Consider the following 18,274-nt stretch of genomic DNA (forward strand, 5'->3'; position numbering starts at 1 on the left):
GCCCTGCCGCGCGCTGTGGTATGATGCAGGGCTCTGCTAAGCCCCCTTCTTGAATGCCGATGAGTGTGATTTGGAACAACTGCCTGGCCAAACTGGAACACGAAATCCCGAGCGCGGATTTCAGTACCTGGATCAGGCCGCTGCAAGCGGTGGAGTCCGACAGCCAACTGAAGTTGCTCGCCCCCAACCGTTTCATCATCGACCACATCAAGCAGCACTTTTTTTCGATCATCGAAGACGCGGTCAACGAATTTTCGAATGCGACGCTGTCGGTGCATTTCGAGATCGGCTCCAAGAAATCGCCGGCCATCAAAGCGCCGACCTTGAGTAAGAGTTCGACCCAGAAAAAGAACCAGCCCAATTTTTTGAACAAGGCCTTCACCTTCGAGAGCTTCGTCGAAGGCAAGTCCAACCAGTTGGCGCGGGCGGCGTCGGTCACGGTGTCGGACAATATCGGTAAGGTCTACAACCCGCTGTTCATCTACGGCAGTTCCGGCTTGGGCAAAACCCATTTGATGCATGCCATCGGCAATGCGGTGCTGTTGAAAAAACCGGACGCCAACATCGTCTATCTGCATTCCGAGAAATTCGTGCAGGATATGGTCAAGGCCCTGCAACAAAACAGCATCAACCAATTCAAAGAGTATTACCGCAGCATCGACATTTTGTTGATGGACGACATTCAGTTTCTGGCCGGCAAGGAGCGCTCGCAGGAAGAGTTTTTCCACACCTTCAACAACCTACTGGACAACAAGCACCAGGTGGTGTTGACCTGCGACAAATACCCGAAGGAAATCGACGGCCTGGAAGACCGGTTGAAATCGCGCTTCGGCTGGGGCCTGCCGGTGGCGATCGAGCCGCCCGATCTGGAAACCCGCACCGCGATTCTGATCAAAAAAGCGTTGCAGGTCGGCGTCGAGTTGGATCAGGAAATCGCCTTTTTCATCGCCAAACGCATCCCGTCCAACGTCCGCGATTTGGAAGGCGCGCTGCGGCGGGTGGTGGCCAACTCCCAATTCACCGGCCGCGAGATTACGCTGGAATTTACTAAGGAAGCTCTGCACGATTTGATCAGCCTGCAGGACAAACTGATCAGCATCGACAACATCCAGAAAACCGTGGCCGAGTACTTCAAGATTCGCGTCGCCGATTTGTCGTCGAAAAACCGCAAGCAGTCCATTACCCGGCCGCGGCAGGTGGCGATGAGTTTGGCGCGGGAGTTGACTTCGCACAGTTACCCGGAAATCGGCGATGCCTTCGGCGGCCGTGACCATACCACCGTAATCAACGCCTGCAAACGTATTGCCGAACTGAAGGAAGAGGACGTGAAAATGGCGGAGGATTACAAAAACCTGCTGCGGACCTTGTCGCATTGATCCGGCCGGCCCACTGTTGCGAGACGTCGGCTGCGCGATGAAACGCCATCTGCTCAGCGGCGCAATTTTTCTGGCCGCGACAGCGCTTTATCTGGTAGGTTATTCGCAAGCCAGCGCTGCGGCGGCGATTGCCGGCGGCATGTGCGAGGCCTGGTTTTGGCTCAGAATGTTCGATAGTTCGTCGGGCGACGGCGGCCCGGCGCACCGGGGGCGTTAGCCGACCCGACAATGCTGCTGCGTTTCGCGCGCGGCATGGAATAACGGCGGAAAGGACCGAGTAACCGATAAGGAACAGAACACAAGGATTCAACATGAACGGCCCGCAACGCATTGTTTGTCTGACCGGCGAAACCACCGAAGTACTGTATCTGCTGAACCAGCAATGGCGCATAGCCGGCATTTCCGGTTATACCAGCCGCCCGGCAGCCGCGCGTAAGGAAAAGCCCAAGGTTGCCGGATTCACCTCGGCCAACATCGGTAAAATCCTGGCCTTGCAGCCCGATCTGGTGTTGACCTGTACCAATCTGCAAGCCGATATCGCCGCGGCGTTGATCAAAGCCGGTATCGAGGTGCATGCGTTCAATCAACGTTCGCTGGCCGGCATCCTGCAAATGGTTTCGACGCTGGGTGCGTTGGTCGATGCCGTCGAGGCCGCCGCGGCATTGCGCGCCGAGCTGGAAGGCTTGTTAGCCTCGGCTCGGGCCGAGGCCGAAGCGTTAACGGCCAAACCTAAAGTATATTTCGAGGAATGGAACGATCCGCTGATCAGCGGCATCGGCTGGGTGTCGGAAATCGTCGAGTTGGCCGGCGCTAGCGATTGCTTTGCCGAATTGGGCCGCCAAGCCGCCGCCAAGGACCGGATCATTGCCGACCCGAACCTGGTCGTCGAGCGCCAACCCGATATCATCGTCGGTTCCTGGTGCGGCAAAAAATTCCGGCCCGAGCAAGTCGTGGCCCGTCCCGGCTGGAGCGAGATTCCGGCGGTGCAGCACGGCTTCGTCTACGAAATAAAATCGGCCGACATCCTGCAACCCGGACCGGCGGTATTTCGCCACGGCCTACGGCAGATGCAAAACCTGGTCCGGCAATGGACGGCATGGCGGGCGGCTCATGGTTAATCCCGCGCCGCGCCGCAAATCTTCGGCCGAATCCGGCCCGCTGCCGCAGCTCCGCCTGCGGTGTATCACTCAGACAGTTAACTGAAGTCCCGTGGCTACCTTATTTCAAATTCCGCCCAACCACCCGCAACGCTTCGTCTTGCATAACGAAGTCCATGCCCGCGCCTCGTCGATTCGCAGCCTGCCGGTGCGCGCCAGTTATTTGGCCTTGGCCTTGGCCGGCGAGGAAAAATTGCGGGAACGCCAGCATTTGGTTGCGCTGTGCCAACGTTACGGCGTCGCCCCGCCCGACAACGACGCCGACCATTTCGGTGCCGTGTTCGATGCGTTTCAGATGAGTTGGGAGCAACACGGCGAATTCAGCACCTACACCTTTTATGCCTACGACAGCGAGAGCGAACCGTTCAGCGAACCGGCTCTAAAAAAAGTCCCGGTGGACTGGCTGGCGAATATCGGCGGCCAGACCATGGTCGCCGCTCATGCCAGCGTGGTTGCGGCTGCCGATACGGATTACCAGGATGGCATGGATTTGAGTTCGCTATCGGCCTATTTTGCCGGCAACTCTATCGTCGGCTCCAAGGTAACCGGCGGTGCGGCGTCGGTATTCACCGATTTTCGGATTCACGTCGACGGCTTCAGCCGCTTTCTGGTCGTCGACCAGAACCTGAAAACCGCCCAGGCCGGGCGCTTGTTGCACCGCCTGTTCGATATCGAAGTCTATCGGGTACTGGCGCTGCTGGCGTTTCCGATTGCCCGTAAACTCTACCCGGAACTGAAAAAAGCCGACCGCCAGTTGTACGCGATCACCAATTCGATGACCCAGCCCGACGCCGACGATGCCAAATTGCTCGACGAGCTGACGGCTCTGGCGGCCGAAGTGGAAAACCACATTTCATCGCACCAGTTTCGTTTTGCTGCGGCCAGCGCTTATTACCATCTGGTCGGCCAACGCCTGGAAGATTTGCGCGAAGCGCGGATTCAAGGCATCCAAACCCTGGGCGAGTTCATCAAGCGGCGCTTGGAACCGGCGATGAATACCTGCGCCTCGACCTCGCACCGTTTCAATTTGATTTCGGAACGGGTCAGCAACGCCAGCCAGTTGCTGCGCACCAAGGTCGATATCATCATCGAGCGCCAAAACCAGGGCTTGTTGTCGTCGATGGCCTTGCGCGCCAAAATGCAGCTGCGCATGCAGCAAACGGTCGAAGGCATCTCGATGGTGGCGATCACGTATTACGCCGCCAGCCTGGTCGGCAAAATCGCCGAAGCCCTGCACGGCGCAGGCTGGCACGTCGATCCGGAAATTGCCGAGGGCGTAGCGATTCCGTTCATTTTTATCGTGGTCGGCCTCGCCACCAAACGCATCCACCGCATTATCGAAAATACGACGGACTTATGAAGTATCCGGAGCCGATGGCTTGGGAGTTTATTGCTAGATTTATACTGCGCCGGCCGCTAGCGGGCCGAGTTTGGGGGCATAACCGATTCGAAACCGCCGCCAATTAAATTGAATATAAACCGACAAAATAATATCTTCGAATTGAAATTAAAATGAAACTTCGCGTTGTTCTAAAAAGATTTTCGCATCCGCAAGTTAGAAGGCGATTGAAAATAGGCCTGTCGCTTTGGGCCGCCGCTATCGTTTTGAGTTTGATTTCCAAAATATCCTACGATATCGGTTATTTCAAAGCCCAATCCCTGATCGAGCAAAAGAACGCGGCAATGCCGGTAACGCGCCAGTTTCTGACGCCGGAGGCCGCGCAACGCATCGTCTCCGGGGCACTGAAGGAAGATCCGAACTACCCGAAAACCGTGGTGTTGCAGGTTGTCGACAACAATCCGAAACTATCGGCGATTATCGTCGAAAATAACAAGCAAAAGCACATTGCCTGGATTGTCGACATGCGCTTGTATTTCACCGGCGATCTGTTCAGCGATAACGGTTACAATTTGACCCAGTCCATGGAATATCAAAATAATATTATCGCCGGCCCGCGTTGATTATTTACGCCGGGTAAATTGAAGCGGAATTTGGCCGATAAGTGCTTCGCGATAAGTTGACTTGACTGGAGATCGCGCCATGAAAATGAAACTGATCCGGCGAATACGCCACCTATCAGGCTGGTGAAAAACTCGAAAAGCCAAGTAGGCTAAGGCATAGATGAGCCGCCAACTGTTAAAATAGGCTACCTAAATTTGGAGCCTTTCAATGCGCGGACACGATGCCATTCAAAGTAGCTGGTTCAGCTACGTTAGCCTGGAAGAACGTATTCCCAAACAGCATCCGTTGCGTCGTTTACGTCTACTCGTCGATGGCGTATTGACCTCTATGAATGCCGTCTTTGCCGAGCGTTACTCGCACACTGGCCGCCCGTCGATTGCGCCCGAAAAACTGCTGCGCGCCTTGCTGTTGCAAGTGCTGTACACCGTTCGTAGCGAACGCCAGTTGATGGAACAGCTGGACTACAACCTGCTGTTTCGCTGGTTTGTCGGTCTGGGCATCGACGATGCTGTCTGGGAACGCAGCGTGTTCAGCGCCAACCGCGAACGGCTGCTGTCCGAAGCGCTGAGTCGCGAATTTTTTGAGCGGGTACTGGCCATAGCCGAATGGCAAAACCTGGTGTCCGACGAACACTTCAGTGTCGACGGCAGCCTCATTGAAGCCTGGGCCTCGCACAAAAGCTTCGTTAAGAAAGACGGCAGCGGCCCGGACAAACCCGCCGGCCGCAATCCCGAGGTCGACTTCAGCGGCGAAAAGCGCAGCAACGCCACCCACCAAAGCACGACAGACCCGGAAGCGCGGCTCTACAAGAAAGGCGAATACACCGAGGCCAAACTGCGTTACATCACCCATGCCTTGTCCGAGAATCGCAACGGCCTGATTGTCGATGTCGAAACCACCCAAGCCACCGGCACCGCCGAAATCGAAGCCGCGCAAACAATGATCAAACGCCGTGTGCCCAAAGGCGGTAGCGTCGGTGCCGACAAAGGCTATGACCAACCGGCTTTCGTCAACGGACTCAAGGCGCAAGACATCAAAGCCCATGTGGCCCGGAAAAAGACCGGCAGTGCCGTCGATGGCCGCACCGCGCGCGGCAAAGGTTACGCCCAAAGCCTCAAGCGCCGCAAAATCGTCGAAGAAGCCTTTGGCTGGGTCAAAACGGTCGGCGGCCTGCGCAAAACCCGTCACATCGGCTTAGCCAAAGTCGCTGGCCAAGCCTTGTTTTGCTTCGCCGCCTACAACCTGACGCGCTTGCTCAACCTATTGGTGTTCACGCCGAAACCGGCGTGGAGTGCGCCCACCTAGGGTGAAGTACGCCTGAAAACCGTCCACAGACGGCTTCAGGCGAATAAAAAGCCCTTGAAACAGGGGCAAAACGCTTGAAACTCGATGTCATGACCGATTTCAACACGAAAAAATCACGGCAACCGTGGGTAAGGGGAAATATCAGTGGGTTTTTCACCAGCCTGCTATGCCAGGGCGTTTGCTCAAATTGGCTGAGGCTTATCAGGTTGGTGAAAAACCATATTCCAGCCACTAATTTAGCTAGAAGAAGCCTTTATTTAGTGCTGAATCAATCTTGTAGTACTAAATATAGGTCTGATTGGTTGCAAAAAAGAGTTTTTCACCAACCTGTTATGGGTAATCAGGAAAAGCTAAGAACGTTATGAGCCGAGCCTAATGTTTTAGGTAGGCCGATGTTATTGGGATTCCGGTGCTTGGCGTTGTCTCCACCGTATCAAGCCATCGAGCTGATGGTCTTGCGAAACCGGCTCAGCGCCAGCATGAAAAACACGCCGCCTATGGCGATCAGGGCCAGAAACTCCGGCCAGACGATGCTGAAATTCGCACCGCGATAGAGAATGGCCTGGGCGAGTGCGACGAAATGGGTGGTGGGCGCCGCCATCATCAAACCTTGCACTAATGCGGGCATGCTCTCGCGCGGGGTCATGCCGCCGGACAGCAACTGAAGCGGCAGCAGGATGATGATCATCAACAGGCCGAGTTGCGGCATCGAGCGCGCCACCGTCCCCATAAAGATGCCCATCGAGGTGGTGGCGAACAAATGCACCGCCATTCCCAGGATGAACAGGCCCTTCGAGCCTTCGATGGGCACTTCGAGCACACCCTGCACGACAATGGCCAACGACGCCGTCGCCACCACGACCACCACCAGGCCCATGGCCCACACCTTGGCCGACATGATTTCGAACGGCGTCAGCGGCATGACCAGCAAATGCTCGATAGTGCCGTGCTCACGCTCGCGGATCAGCGCCGCGCCGGTGAGGATGATGGACAGCATGGTGATGCTGTTGATCAGTTCCATCACCGAACCGAACCAGACGGAACTCAGGTTGGGATTGAAGCGCGCGCGCACCTCGAGTTCGACCGGCAGAGTCGTGACCGCGCGATGGCCCTGCACGAAGGCCGTCACCTCGCCGTTGACGATGCTCTGCACATAGCTGTTGCCGATGAAGGACTGGGACATGCGCGTGGCATCGACATTGAGCTGGATCGAAGGTGTCCGTCCGGCCAGCACGTCACGCTGGAAATCGGGCGGTATGTCGAGGACGAAGGTATAGATGCCGGCATCCATGCCGGGGTCCATGGCGTATTGGTCGATGATCGCCGGCGCCAGGAAGTGGGGCGGATAAAAGGCGTTAATAATGCGCGTCGACAGTTGCGAACGATCTTCGTCGACGATGGCGATAGGCGCCTTATGCAGCGATTCCGGCAGGCCGGTCGCCGTCAGGTAGACCTGGACGGTGAATGCAAACAGGATCAGCACCGTCATCACCTTGTCGCGTCCCAGGCTGCGCAATTCCTTGACGCCGAGATGAAAAACATTCAGCCAGATATGCACGGCTAGCGCTCCTGTTTCTTCAGCAGTGCGACACTCAGAACGAGAATCACCGGGATCGCTAGGGCCAGCGGCAGCAACAAAGGACTCAATTCAACGAAACCTAACGCCTTGGAGAAAACTCCCCGGCAAATCGTCACGAAATGCGCGGCCGGAAAGATCTCGCCGACGAAGCGTGCCCCGCCCTCCAGTGACGACACGGGGTCGATCATGCCGGAAAACTGCCTGGTTGGAATGATCGTGGCGATCGAGGTCGCGAAGATGGCGGCAATCTGGCTGCGGGTGAAGGCTGAGATCAAAAGCCCCAACCCGGTGGACGCGGTCACGTAGAGCAACGCGGCCACGGCAAGCAATAGGAAACTACCCTTCAGCGGCACCTCGAAAACAAACACACTCAGCGTGCAAACCAGAAAGAAATTGACCATCCCGATGGCGATGTAGGGCAGTTGCTTGCCCAGCAAAAATTCCAGTTTGGTGACCGGCGTGACATACAGATTGAGAATGGAGCCCAGCTCCTTTTCGCGCACCACGCTGAGCGCGCTGAGCATGGCCAGAATCAGCATCAGCAGCATCGGAATCACCGCCGGCACGATGGCCGGCAGACTCTTGACGTCCGGGTTGTAGCGAAAGCGTGTCTCGATCGTCATGAGTTCGGCCGGCAGGCGTCCCGTTGCATGTCGCCGCGCCTGCTCCTGCAGCCAAACCTGATGCATGGCTTGCACGTAGCCCAGCACATTCTCGGCGCGCGTCGGCATCGCACCGTCTATCCAGGCGCCGATTTTCACGTTGTCGCCGCGCTCGATATCGCGGGCGAAGTTGGGAGGAATCTCCAGCGCCAGGCTCAGCTCGCCGCTGCGCATGCGCCGGTCGAGTTCGTCATAATCGGTGATCGGCGGCTGGGCGGTGAAATAGCGAGAGCCGCCAAGATCGAGTGCGTAGTTACGGCTAAGCATGGTCTGATCGCGGTCGAGCACGGCAAAACGCAGATTTTCGACATCCATGCTGATGCCGTAACCGAATGTAACCATCAGCACCAAAGTCCCGAACAGGGCTATCATCCAGCGCAAGGGGTCGCGGCGCAGTTCCAGCGCCTCGCGAAGGGCATAGCTGAGCAATCGCAACAGGCTGAAGCGGGTGCTGGGTTGAATTGGCTCCCTCTCCCCTTTTGGGAGAGGGTCGGAGTGAGGGGGAAGGCGCGATAACTCGGCCGGGGCTGCAGCAGGCTCTTCATCCAGGCCGCTGGCTTTTTTCAGATACCCAATAAAGGCTTCTTCCAGCGTGGCATGGCCACTGTCTTCGACCAGCTTGGCCGGTACATCGCTGGCCAGCACCGTCCCGGCGTGCATTAGCGAGATGCGGTCGCAGCGCTCTGCTTCGTTCATGAAATGGGTGGAAATGAAAATGGTGACCTTGTCGCGGCGCGCGAGCTCGATCATCAGCTCCCAAAAACCATCCCGTGCAATCGGATCGACTCCAGAGGTTGGCTCGTCGAGGATCAACAAATCCGGCTTGTGGATCACAGCCACCGCCAGCGACAGCCGCTGACGAACGCCGAGCGGTAAAGCATCGGGCAGGCTATCCATCACCGCGTTCAGCGAAAAACGTTGCGCCATCTCGGCGACGCGAGCGGCAATCTCGGTTTCTGGCAAGTGAAACAGGCGGGCGTGCAACGCCAGATTTTGCCGCACGCTCAATTCCGAATATAAGGAAAACGCCTGCGACATGTAGCCGACGCGCCGGCGGGTAGCCAAGTTGCCGGCATCGACGACCTGGCCGAATAACCGCGACTCGCCCTCGCTGGGCTCCAACAGGCCGGTGAGCATTTTCATCGTGGTGGATTTGCCGCAGCCGTTGGAGCCGAGAAAACCGAAGATTTCGCCGCGCTCTATCGCCAAGCTGACGTCGTCGACGGCGACGAAATCGCCGAAACGCATGGTCAAGCCGTGCGCCTCGATGGCGATTTCAGGCTCGCCGCTGGTATCGCGCGGCGGAATGACGACTTCTTTGTGACCCTGTCGTTTTGCTTCCGGCAGCAGGCGGATAAACGCCGTTTCCAGCGTGTCAGCGCCTGTGCGCCCACGCAGTTCGGCGGCCGTGCCGGTGGCCAGCACCCTGCCCGCATCCATCGCCACCAGCCAGTCGAAGCGCTCCGCTTCGTCCATGTAGGCAGTGGAAACCAGCACGCTCATGCCGGCATGGCGTTGTCGCAAGCGGGCGATCAGTTCCCAGAACTGGGCGCGCGACAGCGGATCGACGCCGGTAGTCGGCTCGTCCAGCACCAGGAGGTCCGGGTCGTGGATCAGCGCGCAGCAAAGCCCCAGTTTTTGTTTCATGCCACCCGACAAATTGCCCGCGGGGCGATCGCGGAATGGCGCCAAGCCGGTGCTTTCAAGCAGCTCGTTGATGCGCTGATGACGCTCGCTCCGCTGCTGACCGAACAAGCGTCCGAAGAAATCCACATTCTCGAACACCGACAAAGTGAGATAGAGGTTCTTGCCCAAACCCTGCGGCATATAGGCGATGCGCGGACATACGGCTTGGCGATGGCCGGCGTCGGCAATGTCGCCCCCTAGCACTTCGATTTTGCCGCCCTGCAGCTTGCGCGCACCTGTCAAGAGAGACATCAGACTGGATTTGCCGACGCCGTCGGGGCCAATCAAACCCGCCATGCGGCTGGCGGGAATCTCCAGGCTTAGGCCATCCAGCGCGAGGGTGTCACCATAACGCAGGCTGGCGCCCTGCACCCGGACGACTGGTGGCGTAGCGTTCATTTCGGCAACTTGATCGCCAGATTGGCGGGCCATTCGATGGCCGGATCGAGCTTGACATAAGCCACCCCAGGCACCCCGGTCTTGACCTGTTCAATATGCTGTTTCAATAGTTCGGCGTCGATCCGGGCACGGACGCGAAACATTAGTTTCATGCGTTCGCTTTCGGTTTCGACCGTTTTTGGCGTGAACTGGGCGACACTGGCGACGAAACTGGCCTTGGCCGGAATCACGTAATCCGGCATAGCATCGAACACAAGGTGGATTTCACTACCGACCGCGACCTTGCCCGCCGCCTCGGTGGGTAAAAAGAAGGTCATATAGACATCGGACAAATCCACCATGTTCAGCACGCGGCCGCCGGCATCCAATACTTCGCCAGGTTCCGCGACCCGGTACTGGATGCGGCCGTCTATCGGCGCCTTCAGCTCGCTGTCGTCAATATCCGCTTGCAGGCGCGCGACCGTCGCCTTGACCGCCTCGGTGATCGATTGCGCCTGTATCACTTGCGATTTCGCGGCCTCGATGCTCGCTTTCGCCGCCGCGACCTGGGCCACGGCGGTCCCAATTGCAGCCTGCATCCCCAGCACCCGGGCATGGTTGTCATCGACCTCCTGTTGCGGGGTGGCGCCTTCACCGACCAGTCTTTGCGAACGATTCAGACGTTTTTGGGCTGCGTCGAATTCGGCTCGACGTTGGGCTACGACCGCCTGGGCGGCAGCGTATTCACTTTCGCGCTGGACAACGATGGATTTTGCAGTCTGATAGGCATTTTGGGCCTCATGGACTTTGGCTTGAGCCTCGGCCTGCTGAGCCCGCAGCACTTGGGTATCCATGCGCGCCAGTACCATGCCGGCCTGCACGAAGTCCCCTTCCCTAGCCATGATGTCGACGATACGGCCCGCGGTCTTGGTGGCGATATTGATTTCGGTTGCCTCGAGCCGGCCATTGCCGGCGACGATGCCGGCCGGTAGACCGGCAGGACGCATGTGCCACCAGACGGCGAAGGCAACGGCAGCGACTATGCCGACGAGAATCAGGGTCGATCGAAACGATCTGGGCATCGTCACCTCCTATGAATTTTATGTTTACGGCGCTATCGTCACATCCGCACCGCCGCCCAGCGCCTTGTAGACCGCGATGAGATTGGTCGAAGTTGCGGCGTCCGAACGCGCCAACTCAATTTCGGCGGCATACTGCGCACGTTGCGCATCCAGCACATCCAGAAAGGATATGACACCTTCGTGATAACGCAATTGCGACAGGCGCACCGATTCTTTCAGATCATCGACCGCGCGCGCCAGCTGCTGCCGGCGAATTTCTTCCTTCAGAAAATGCGTCAGCGACGTTTCGGTCTCCTGCAACGCATTGAGCACGGCTTTCTGGTAGCCCAGATAGGCTTCTTTTTGCCTCGCTTCGGCCATATCGATACCGGCCTGAATACGGCCAAAATTCAGCAGTGGCTGCATCAGGTTGGCGGCGGTGCCATAGGAAAACGCAGCATTTTTGAACAAACTCTCGATATCGGTGTTGCGCAGTCCCACGAATGCCGACAGCGATATTTTCGGAAACAGTTCGGCGATCGCGGCGCCCTGCATCGCGGTGGCGGCCGCCAATTGGCGCTCGGCGACGCGAATGTCGGGACGTCGACGAATGGTTTCCGCTGGCGATGTCAGCAGTTGCCGTGCCGGCGCCGCTGGCAGCGGGGCCTCTGCATCCAACTCGGCTTTCAGTGTGCCTGGTGGGTGTCCTATCAGCACTTCCAACTGCCGCTGGATGGCGATTTGGTTGGCTTCCAGCGCCGGAATCTGCGCTTCGGTGGCTTCGGTCTGGGCGCGGGCACGCACTACGTCATGCCGAGTGCTAACGCCTTCATTGAACAATTTTTCGGTCAGCGCCAGCGTGTGTTTTTGCGATTCCAGATTCGAACGCGTGATGCGCAACTGATTTTGCAGGCTGCGATAGTCGATATAGTTGCGGGCCACTTCGGCGGTCAGTATCACCAGAGACTGGCGATGCTCCTCTTTTGCGCCTTGCAGATCGGCCGTGGCCGCTTCCAGCCGCCGCAGTTGTCGTCCGAACAGATCGATTTCCCACAAGGCGTCGAAGCCCACTTCAAACAGATTGTACTTGATGCCGGGCGCCAGGCCGGGAAGCGGGTTGCTTTGGCGCTGCGCACCTGCCGTGGCATCGACGCTGGGAAACAGTTCGGCGCGGGTGCCGCGACGCTCGGCGCGGGCCTGATCGATGCGCGCCAATGCGATTTTGATGTCCAGGTTTCCGGCCAGTGCCTTATCCATCAGGCTGTCCAGTTGGCCATCACCAAAACTTTTCCACCAGATTTTCAACGCTTCCGGATCGACAGGCTCTTCAACAAGATTTTGACCGGATTGACCGGCCTGCCAATGCGCGGGCACCGCCGGCGTTTCTTCATGATAGTCCGGCCCCATCGCGCAGCCCGCCAATCCGGCCAGCAGTAATAGCCAGCAAAGTTTATGCTTCATAGCCATGTCCTTTTAGAAAGAAGGCAACTACTCTGGAAATAAGGCGTTGTTTTTCCGGTTCGCCGAGGCCCGTTTCCAAGCCTAGCAGACAACGAAAATGCTGATCGCCTTTTAACATGTCCAGAAACAAACGACTGGATGTTTCAAGGTCGGTGATGTGCAGAATGCCTCGCCCACTCAGTTCGGCCAAATAAGACGCCATCTGCCGCAACACGGGTTCCGGGCCGGAGCGGTAAATCAGTTCGCCCAATTCGGGGAAATGCTGCTGCTCGGCGATGATCAGCCGGTAAAGTTGCAAGGCCTCGTCGGCATAGGCCAAATCGATGATCCAGATCGTCGCCAGTTCGCTGGAGCAGCTTCAGGCCGGGTTATCCGCGACCGCCGATGAAATCACCTGGGTACAGACCGCCTACCGGGTAGCGGAAGTGGTGATTATTCCGCTGTCGGGCTGGCTGGCGCGCGCCTTTTCCACGCGCATCCTGTTCGTAATGTCTTGCGGCGGCATGGCAATTCTAAGCCTTCCGAATCACAAGAAATAGATTCTGTCTGAGCCTGTCTCGATCGATTTCAATGCATGGAGAGCTATTTCCATCGATTTTTAATCATCCTGGCAGTTTTGTTTCCCGGCGTTAGTGAGGCTATCGGTGGTGCGGGTTGGTAACTGCTCTCTGTTGGTTCGTGGTGTGCGATCCTGGTTTTAGAGCATCCGCTTTTTCTGCAAGCAGGCAGGAATTTGGCAAGCCACTGATAAATATATCTATTTCCTTCAAAAGGTTTGTCTTTTTAGAAAATAGTTCTCATGCGAACAAAAATAGTTGCAATTAGAACTATATCTGCTAAGATCTTGCCATACGCAACGGTCGATCTGAATACATCCTCCTCAGTCCTTCGTTTTAATCGTTACGTATCAACACCCTATAATCAATCAAGAGGCTCGTCCCTATGAACACATACAAAAAAATCCTGGTTTCTTTCGTTTTGGCCGCGGCATCTACAAGTGCCTTTGCCGTGGTTAATCCCACCTATGCGGAAGTGAGAGCCGCTATCGACAATACGCTGGCTAAAGTGGAAGAAGCTAAGGCGGCCATGGACAGCGGCGCACCCAAAGAATCATTGGTCGACATGATTACCGAAGCTCGCCAGTTGCAAAAAGACATTGCCAACAATGTGCTGGACGTAAAACGCAATCAGGCCAGCGGTGTGTTGAAACAGGTCCGAGTCGCTATCGAAAAAGATGACATGCCAGCGGCCAAGGAGTCTTTGAATAATGCTTTAAACCGTTACAAAGAAATCAAACAGCTTTACGCCGATAACCATTAATCGGGCCGATGAGGATGGCTGCAAAGCCATCCTCGATTTTCGCCGTTTTATTCAAACGGCAGTAATCAATCCAAAGTCGAATTTGGCGATGACAGGTTGACGTCTGGATACCGATTTATGACCCGCATCATCGATAACGCCAGTGCATCCGATGCGCGTGTACTGGCCTTGGACCCATGCCCATGGTCCGAGCGTTTTCTTACCTCCGAAAAGAACAACGTTATTTTTGATTGGTTCGCCGGGTGGCGAACCGGTGATGAGGGTCTTTTTATACTGCGCCCGCCGGCAAGCCTGATAGCAATGAATTGGTCGTATCGGCCAACGCCGTAAGCGCCTTGGCTTTTCTGTGCGGATCGATCCAAACCGAAAACAGACTGGCCGCCGTTTTTCCATCTGAGTATTGCCACGCCGCCGTCACTCGGCTTGCATCCTAATTGGGAGTCCTCAACCATGAAAAAAATTCTTATCCCGCTGCTGGTACTAGCCGGCATCGCGGTCGTGATGTTTGCCGTCTTTAACCCTACTGCGCCTGCCTACCATGCGCAAACCGACCTGTCGTACTCGGATTTTATTCAGGATGTGCGCGGCAAGGCCGTTGCCGAAGTGGTGCTCGATGGTCGCTCTGTCAATGGTCTGCGCCATAACGGAACCCGCTTTACGGCCTACAATCCCGGCGATGCGCGAATGATCGACGACTTGTTGGAATATGGCGTCAAGATCAAGGTCCAGAGACCGGAGGTACAGTCGCCGTTGATGGAAGTCTTTTATTCCTGGGCGCCGACCTTGTTATTGATCGGGGTATTGGTGTACTTCATGCGCAAGCAGCAACTTGGCGCCGGTGCCCAAAACGGTTTCGGTAAAAGCCGCGCCAAATTGATGAGCGAAGACCTGGTCAAGGTACGTTTCAAGGACGTGGCCGGCGTCGAGGAAGCCAAGCAGGATGTCGCGGAAATGGTGGATTTTCTGAAAGATCCCGGCAAATACGAAGTTCTGGGTGGCAAAATCCCGCGCGGTGTCTTAATGGTGGGTCCTCCTGGCACCGGTAAGACCTTGCTGGCCCGGGCAATTGCCGGGGAAGCGGGTGTGCCGTTCTTCTCGATCTCCGGCTCGGATTTCGTCGAAATGTTCGTCGGTGTCGGCGCGTCCCGTGTGCGAGACATGTTCGAAAAAGCCAAGAAACGCGCGCCTTGCATCATCTTCATCGACGAAATCGACGCGGTCGGCCGGCAGCGCAGTCCCGGCAATATCGGAGGTACCGAAGAACGCGAACAAACCCTCAACCAGTTGTTGGTGGAAATGGACGGCTTCAGCGGTAACGAAGGCATCATAGTCATCGCCGCCACCAATCGCGCCGACGTGCTGGATAAAGCCTTGCTGAGGCCGGGCCGCTTCGATCGCCAAGTGCAGGTTGGCTTGCCAGACATCAAGGGCCGCGAGCAAATCCTCAAAGTGCATGCCGCCAGGGTGCCGTTGGCTGATGATGTCAATATCAACGATCTGGCGCGCGGCACCCCTGGTTTTTCCGGTGCCGAATTGGCCAACTTAATTAACGAAGGCGCTTTGTTCGCCGCCCGCAACAACCAGCGGGAAGTGACGATGACCGACCTGGATAAAGCCCGCGACAAAACCATCATGGGTGCTGAAAAACGGACCATGATCATGTGTAGGGAATATCTGTTGATGACCGCTTACCACGAAGCCGGTCATGCCATTGTCGGTCGCCTGGTGCCCGAGCACGACCCGGTTTATAAAGTCAGCATCATGCCGCGCGGCGGAGCTTTGGGCATTACCATGTTCTTGCCGGAACGCGACCAATACAGCGCTAGCAAGGACAAACTGGAAGGCCAAATTTCCAGCTTGTTTGGCGGTCGGATAGCCGAGGCCCTGATCTATGGTAAAAACAAGGTCACCACCGGCGCCTCCAACGACATCACGCGCGCCACTCAGCTGGCCCGTAACATGGTCACCAAATGGGGCTTGTCCGACCGCTTGGGTCCGATGGATTGCGGCGATAGCGACAGCGGCTATTTCGGGCCGCAGGCCAAGCCAATGTCCGAACAAATGGCCTTATTCGTCGATAAGGAAATCCGCCGCATGCTGGCCAGGAATTATCAACGTGCCGAAACCATCCTCAAGGCGCATGTCGATATCCTGCACAACATGGCGCAAGCCTTGCTGGATTGGGAAACGCTGGATAAAAATCAGATCGACGAATTGATGCAAGGCAAGGCGATAGCGCCGCCCAAGGCTGCGGCCACGTGAAGCGGAATTAAAAAAGCCAGAGCCGAATTCTGGCCCAAGGTTTCGCTGAAGGGCGGCCTGAGTAACCAATATCGGAGGATTCTCATACCAATCCGCCGGGGAACGAAAATTATTCGGCCAACAATATGGTCGGCTCAGCCATGCTGAACTTGGAGTGGCCCTTGTTCGACCGTTTCGAACGCAGTCATGCCGAGTAAGAAGCGGAAACCCGGAAATCCGCCATGATTAGGCGACGTGTCCTTATATCGCTTGGCTTGCATGTTGGAGCGGTTTTTACTTGAGCGAGAAGCCGCTTGCGGCTACCATCCGATTCTAATTAGAACAATTTTCTTTTTGCCTTATGTCCACTACATCCACATTTCCAACCGTACTTCGCCAGTTATTAAAGACCCATCAAACGTTTTTGTCTTACGCCGCCAAACACGTGCATAAGCTGGACCTGACCTTACCGCAATTCGATGTGATCATCACGTTGGGCGATACGCCCGGCATGACACCAAAAAAACTCGGTGAACAGACGTTGATCACCAAAGGTACGTTAACCGGCGTCGTCACCCGGCTGGAGGATAAAGGCTTGGTGCAACGGACGGCCTCGAAAAAAGACGGCCGCAGCCAGATTATTCGCTTGACGGAGACCGGCCAAGCTTTATACGAACGGACTTATCCGGAGCATTTAGAGTTTATCAACCGCTTATTCAATAACTATCTTCCGGAAGAAGTGGTAACCCTGGAAGCGGACTTGGTGAGGTTGTACGACGAGATCATCGCTGCTCGGGGCGGAGACGGCGAAACGGTGGCTGACGAGTTTGAAGAATAAATCCCTGGTACTGGTATAGCGCTATGGACGCTCGCCAGTTACGGGATTAGCTGAATCTGCAAGGCATCCCGATCGGCCGCAAGCGGGTGAAAACTTTGATGAAGACAATGGGCATCGAAGCGGTGTACTGCAAGCCCAATACCAGCAAGAAGACGCCACGTCACGAGATCTATCCGGCATGACCATCCATCGCGCCAATCAAGTTTGGGCGTTGGATACGACCTACATCCCGCTGGCCAAAGGATTCGCGTATTTAACGGCGTTCGTGGACTGGGCCAGTCGCAAAGTGCTGGCAGCTAAAGTCGCGATTACCCTGGAAGCCTGCCATGCGGCGGTAGCTGCCTTGTTGCATGACGCCGTAGAGGATGCCGAGACTACCGACGAGGCAAACCGTCGGCGGGATTTAATCCGGGAAGCGTTCGGCGAGCGCGTTGCGACCATTGTCGAAGGTTACACAGACGGCGCGCCAGATAGCAATGGTGTAAAGCCCGATTGGCACACCTGCAAGCGTACCTATTTGGCGCATCTCAAGCACCCCCTGCCAATACCTTGTTGGTGTCTTGCGCAGATAAGCTTTACAGCGCTAGGGCGATTTTGAATGACTTTCGGACTTTCGGCGACGAGATTTTAATACGGGTAAGGAAGATACTCTGTGGTATTACCAGACGTTAGCGAAGATTTTTGACTGCCGGCTTCAGAATGGACTATCTACAGAATTGTCAAAAACAGTCGAAGCTTTGTGTGTTCTGGCAAATACGGTTTCGGGGGAAATAGCTTTGAGTGCTGACTTAAAAAGCTTACTCAGGACAGTGGCTTTTTAATTAGGAGAAAACGAGGCGCTCAATTGATGTGAGTTTCCGTATAAATTCCGTGCAGCCCAGGCACCGACACTATAATTTGTGCTAAGCCATTGATTTAATGGTCGGAGTGAGAGGATTCGAACCTCCGGCCCCTGCCTCCCGAAGGCAGTGCTCTACCAAGCTGAGCTACACTCCGTAACGTCCGGCTATTTTAACAAAGACCGGTAAAGCCGACATGCAATTTTTAACCGCCATCGAGTTTATGATTCGGTTTGGCTTACAATTGAGGCAAGCAGCGAGCGCTAACGGGCGGTTAGCGGAAGCCAGATGGCGGGTTGCCGGGAAATTAATTTGCCTAAGCTCGCTTTGACAACTGCGAAGAATCCACACAAGCAGCCCGCCCGCATGGCCGGCACGGTGAGTAAACCAAGTAGCTTAACCGCGTTG

17 protein-coding genes and 1 tRNA gene are annotated in these 18,274 nt (G+C 56.2%); 12 read left to right on the plus strand and 6 right to left on the minus strand.

Annotation, left to right across the window (positions count from 1 at the left end; all coding sequences use genetic code 11):
• Positions 1-59 precede the first annotated feature (59 nt).
• The 6 genes from dnaA (at position 60) to VXJ35_RS00030 (ending at position 5,801) form a co-directional block, all read left to right on the plus strand.
• The gene (gene dnaA / locus VXJ35_RS00005; protein WP_064019975.1) at positions 60-1,376 is read left to right on the plus strand and encodes a chromosomal replication initiator protein DnaA; all 1,317 of its coding nucleotides are present in this window, start codon (positions 60-62) and stop codon (positions 1,374-1,376) included.
• 37 nt (positions 1,377-1,413) lie between these two features.
• Positions 1,414-1,593, plus strand: a complete 180-nt coding sequence (locus VXJ35_RS00010; protein ID WP_064019976.1) for a hypothetical protein — start codon at positions 1,414-1,416, stop codon at positions 1,591-1,593.
• A 94-nt stretch (positions 1,594-1,687) separates the two neighbouring features.
• Entirely contained in the window at positions 1,688-2,494 is an 807-nt protein-coding gene (locus tag VXJ35_RS00015) for an ABC transporter substrate-binding protein (RefSeq protein ID WP_064019977.1), read from the plus strand.
• Positions 2,495-2,585: 91 nt separating this feature from the next.
• Complete coding sequence (locus VXJ35_RS00020) at positions 2,586-3,893, plus strand: DUF3422 family protein (protein WP_064019978.1); 1,308 nt, start codon at positions 2,586-2,588, stop codon at positions 3,891-3,893.
• 245 nt (positions 3,894-4,138) lie between these two features.
• Entirely contained in the window at positions 4,139-4,495 is a 357-nt protein-coding gene (locus VXJ35_RS00025) for a hypothetical protein (protein ID WP_231914813.1), read from the plus strand.
• 208 nt (positions 4,496-4,703) lie between these two features.
• A complete protein-coding gene (locus VXJ35_RS00030; protein WP_064019980.1) occupies positions 4,704-5,801 on the plus strand; it encodes an IS5 family transposase in 1,098 nt (365 codons plus the stop codon).
• A gap of 433 nt (positions 5,802-6,234) precedes the next feature.
• Here the strand turns inward: VXJ35_RS00030 and VXJ35_RS00035 are convergent, their stop codons facing one another.
• From VXJ35_RS00035 to VXJ35_RS00055, 5 genes are read right to left on the minus strand one after another with little or no spacing between them, the layout of a single operon-like run.
• Positions 6,235-7,359 carry an ABC transporter permease gene (locus tag VXJ35_RS00035; RefSeq protein WP_064019981.1) on the minus strand — a complete coding sequence of 375 codons (1,125 nt, stop codon included), beginning with the start codon at positions 7,357-7,359 and terminating at the stop codon, positions 6,235-6,237.
• A 2-nt stretch (positions 7,360-7,361) separates the two neighbouring features.
• Positions 7,362-10,160, minus strand: coding sequence for a ribosome-associated ATPase/putative transporter RbbA (rbbA, locus tag VXJ35_RS00040; RefSeq protein ID WP_408953921.1), 2,799 nt, complete (start codon positions 10,158-10,160; stop codon positions 7,362-7,364).
• Entirely contained in the window at positions 10,124-11,188 is a 1,065-nt protein-coding gene (locus VXJ35_RS00045) for an HlyD family secretion protein (protein WP_064019982.1), read from the minus strand. The genes rbbA and VXJ35_RS00045 overlap by 37 nt, the downstream gene beginning before the upstream one ends.
• Positions 11,189-11,212: 24 nt before the next feature.
• Positions 11,213-12,628 carry an efflux transporter outer membrane subunit gene (locus VXJ35_RS00050; RefSeq protein WP_064019983.1) on the minus strand — a complete coding sequence of 472 codons (1,416 nt, stop codon included), beginning with the start codon at positions 12,626-12,628 and terminating at the stop codon, positions 11,213-11,215.
• A complete protein-coding gene (locus tag VXJ35_RS00055) occupies positions 12,618-12,947 on the minus strand; it encodes a TetR/AcrR family transcriptional regulator C-terminal domain-containing protein (protein ID WP_231914814.1) in 330 nt (109 codons plus the stop codon). Before VXJ35_RS00055 ends, VXJ35_RS00050 begins: the two co-directional genes overlap by 11 nt.
• A gap of 4 nt (positions 12,948-12,951) precedes the next feature.
• Here VXJ35_RS00055 and VXJ35_RS00060 point away from each other — a divergent pair, with 4 nt between their 5' ends.
• From VXJ35_RS00060 to VXJ35_RS00085, 6 genes are all read left to right on the plus strand, one after another.
• On the plus strand, positions 12,952-13,167 hold the full coding sequence (locus VXJ35_RS00060) for a hypothetical protein (protein WP_064019984.1): 216 nt from the start codon (positions 12,952-12,954) through the stop codon (positions 13,165-13,167).
• A 403-nt stretch (positions 13,168-13,570) separates the two neighbouring features.
• On the plus strand, positions 13,571-13,948 hold the full coding sequence (locus VXJ35_RS00065) for a hypothetical protein (RefSeq protein ID WP_054759224.1): 378 nt from the start codon (positions 13,571-13,573) through the stop codon (positions 13,946-13,948).
• A 117-nt stretch (positions 13,949-14,065) separates the two neighbouring features.
• On the plus strand, positions 14,066-14,278 hold the full coding sequence (locus VXJ35_RS00070) for a hypothetical protein (RefSeq protein ID WP_157198021.1): 213 nt from the start codon (positions 14,066-14,068) through the stop codon (positions 14,276-14,278).
• A gap of 120 nt (positions 14,279-14,398) precedes the next feature.
• Positions 14,399-16,210, plus strand: coding sequence for an ATP-dependent zinc metalloprotease FtsH (gene ftsH / locus VXJ35_RS00075; RefSeq protein ID WP_064019985.1), 1,812 nt, complete (start codon positions 14,399-14,401; stop codon positions 16,208-16,210).
• A gap of 403 nt (positions 16,211-16,613) precedes the next feature.
• Entirely contained in the window at positions 16,614-17,027 is a 414-nt protein-coding gene (locus VXJ35_RS00080; RefSeq protein WP_231914815.1) for a MarR family winged helix-turn-helix transcriptional regulator, read from the plus strand.
• 178 nt (positions 17,028-17,205) lie between these two features.
• On the plus strand, positions 17,206-17,625 hold the full coding sequence (locus VXJ35_RS00085) for a DDE-type integrase/transposase/recombinase (protein ID WP_157198022.1): 420 nt from the start codon (positions 17,206-17,208) through the stop codon (positions 17,623-17,625).
• Positions 17,626-17,946: 321 nt separating this feature from the next.
• On the opposite strand, the gene VXJ35_RS00090 is transcribed toward VXJ35_RS00085, so the two are convergent.
• Positions 17,947-18,023, minus strand: a tRNA-Pro gene (locus VXJ35_RS00090).
• Positions 18,024-18,274: the final 251 nt, after the last annotated feature.

The organism is Methylomonas sp. DH-1, from assembly GCF_046097555.1.
GTDB classification, from domain to species: domain Bacteria; phylum Pseudomonadota; class Gammaproteobacteria; order Methylococcales; family Methylomonadaceae; genus Methylomonas; species Methylomonas koyamae.

Bases quoted from the DNA above. Each gene is read 5' to 3' on its own strand.
- VXJ35_RS00045 (WP_064019982.1), bottom strand. From the start codon at position 11,188: ATGCCCAGATCGTTTCGATCGACCCTGATTCTCGTCGGCATAGTCGCT.
- VXJ35_RS00060 (WP_064019984.1), top strand. From the start codon at position 12,952: ATGATCCAGATCGTCGCCAGTTCGCTGGAGCAGCTTCAGGCCGGGTTA.
- VXJ35_RS00010 (WP_064019976.1), top strand. From the start codon at position 1,414: ATGAAACGCCATCTGCTCAGCGGCGCAATTTTTCTGGCCGCGACAGCG.
- VXJ35_RS00030 (WP_064019980.1), top strand. From the start codon at position 4,704: ATGCGCGGACACGATGCCATTCAAAGTAGCTGGTTCAGCTACGTTAGC.
- VXJ35_RS00070 (WP_157198021.1), top strand. From the start codon at position 14,066: ATGACCCGCATCATCGATAACGCCAGTGCATCCGATGCGCGTGTACTG.
- ftsH (WP_064019985.1), top strand. From the start codon at position 14,399: ATGAAAAAAATTCTTATCCCGCTGCTGGTACTAGCCGGCATCGCGGTC.
- dnaA (WP_064019975.1), top strand. From the start codon at position 60: ATGAGTGTGATTTGGAACAACTGCCTGGCCAAACTGGAACACGAAATC.
- VXJ35_RS00065 (WP_054759224.1), top strand. From the start codon at position 13,571: ATGAACACATACAAAAAAATCCTGGTTTCTTTCGTTTTGGCCGCGGCA.
- VXJ35_RS00015 (WP_064019977.1), top strand. From the start codon at position 1,688: ATGAACGGCCCGCAACGCATTGTTTGTCTGACCGGCGAAACCACCGAA.
- VXJ35_RS00085 (WP_157198022.1), top strand. From the start codon at position 17,206: ATGACCATCCATCGCGCCAATCAAGTTTGGGCGTTGGATACGACCTAC.
- VXJ35_RS00050 (WP_064019983.1), bottom strand. From the start codon at position 12,628: ATGAAGCATAAACTTTGCTGGCTATTACTGCTGGCCGGATTGGCGGGC.
- rbbA (WP_408953921.1), bottom strand. From the start codon at position 10,160: ATGGCCCGCCAATCTGGCGATCAAGTTGCCGAAATGAACGCTACGCCA.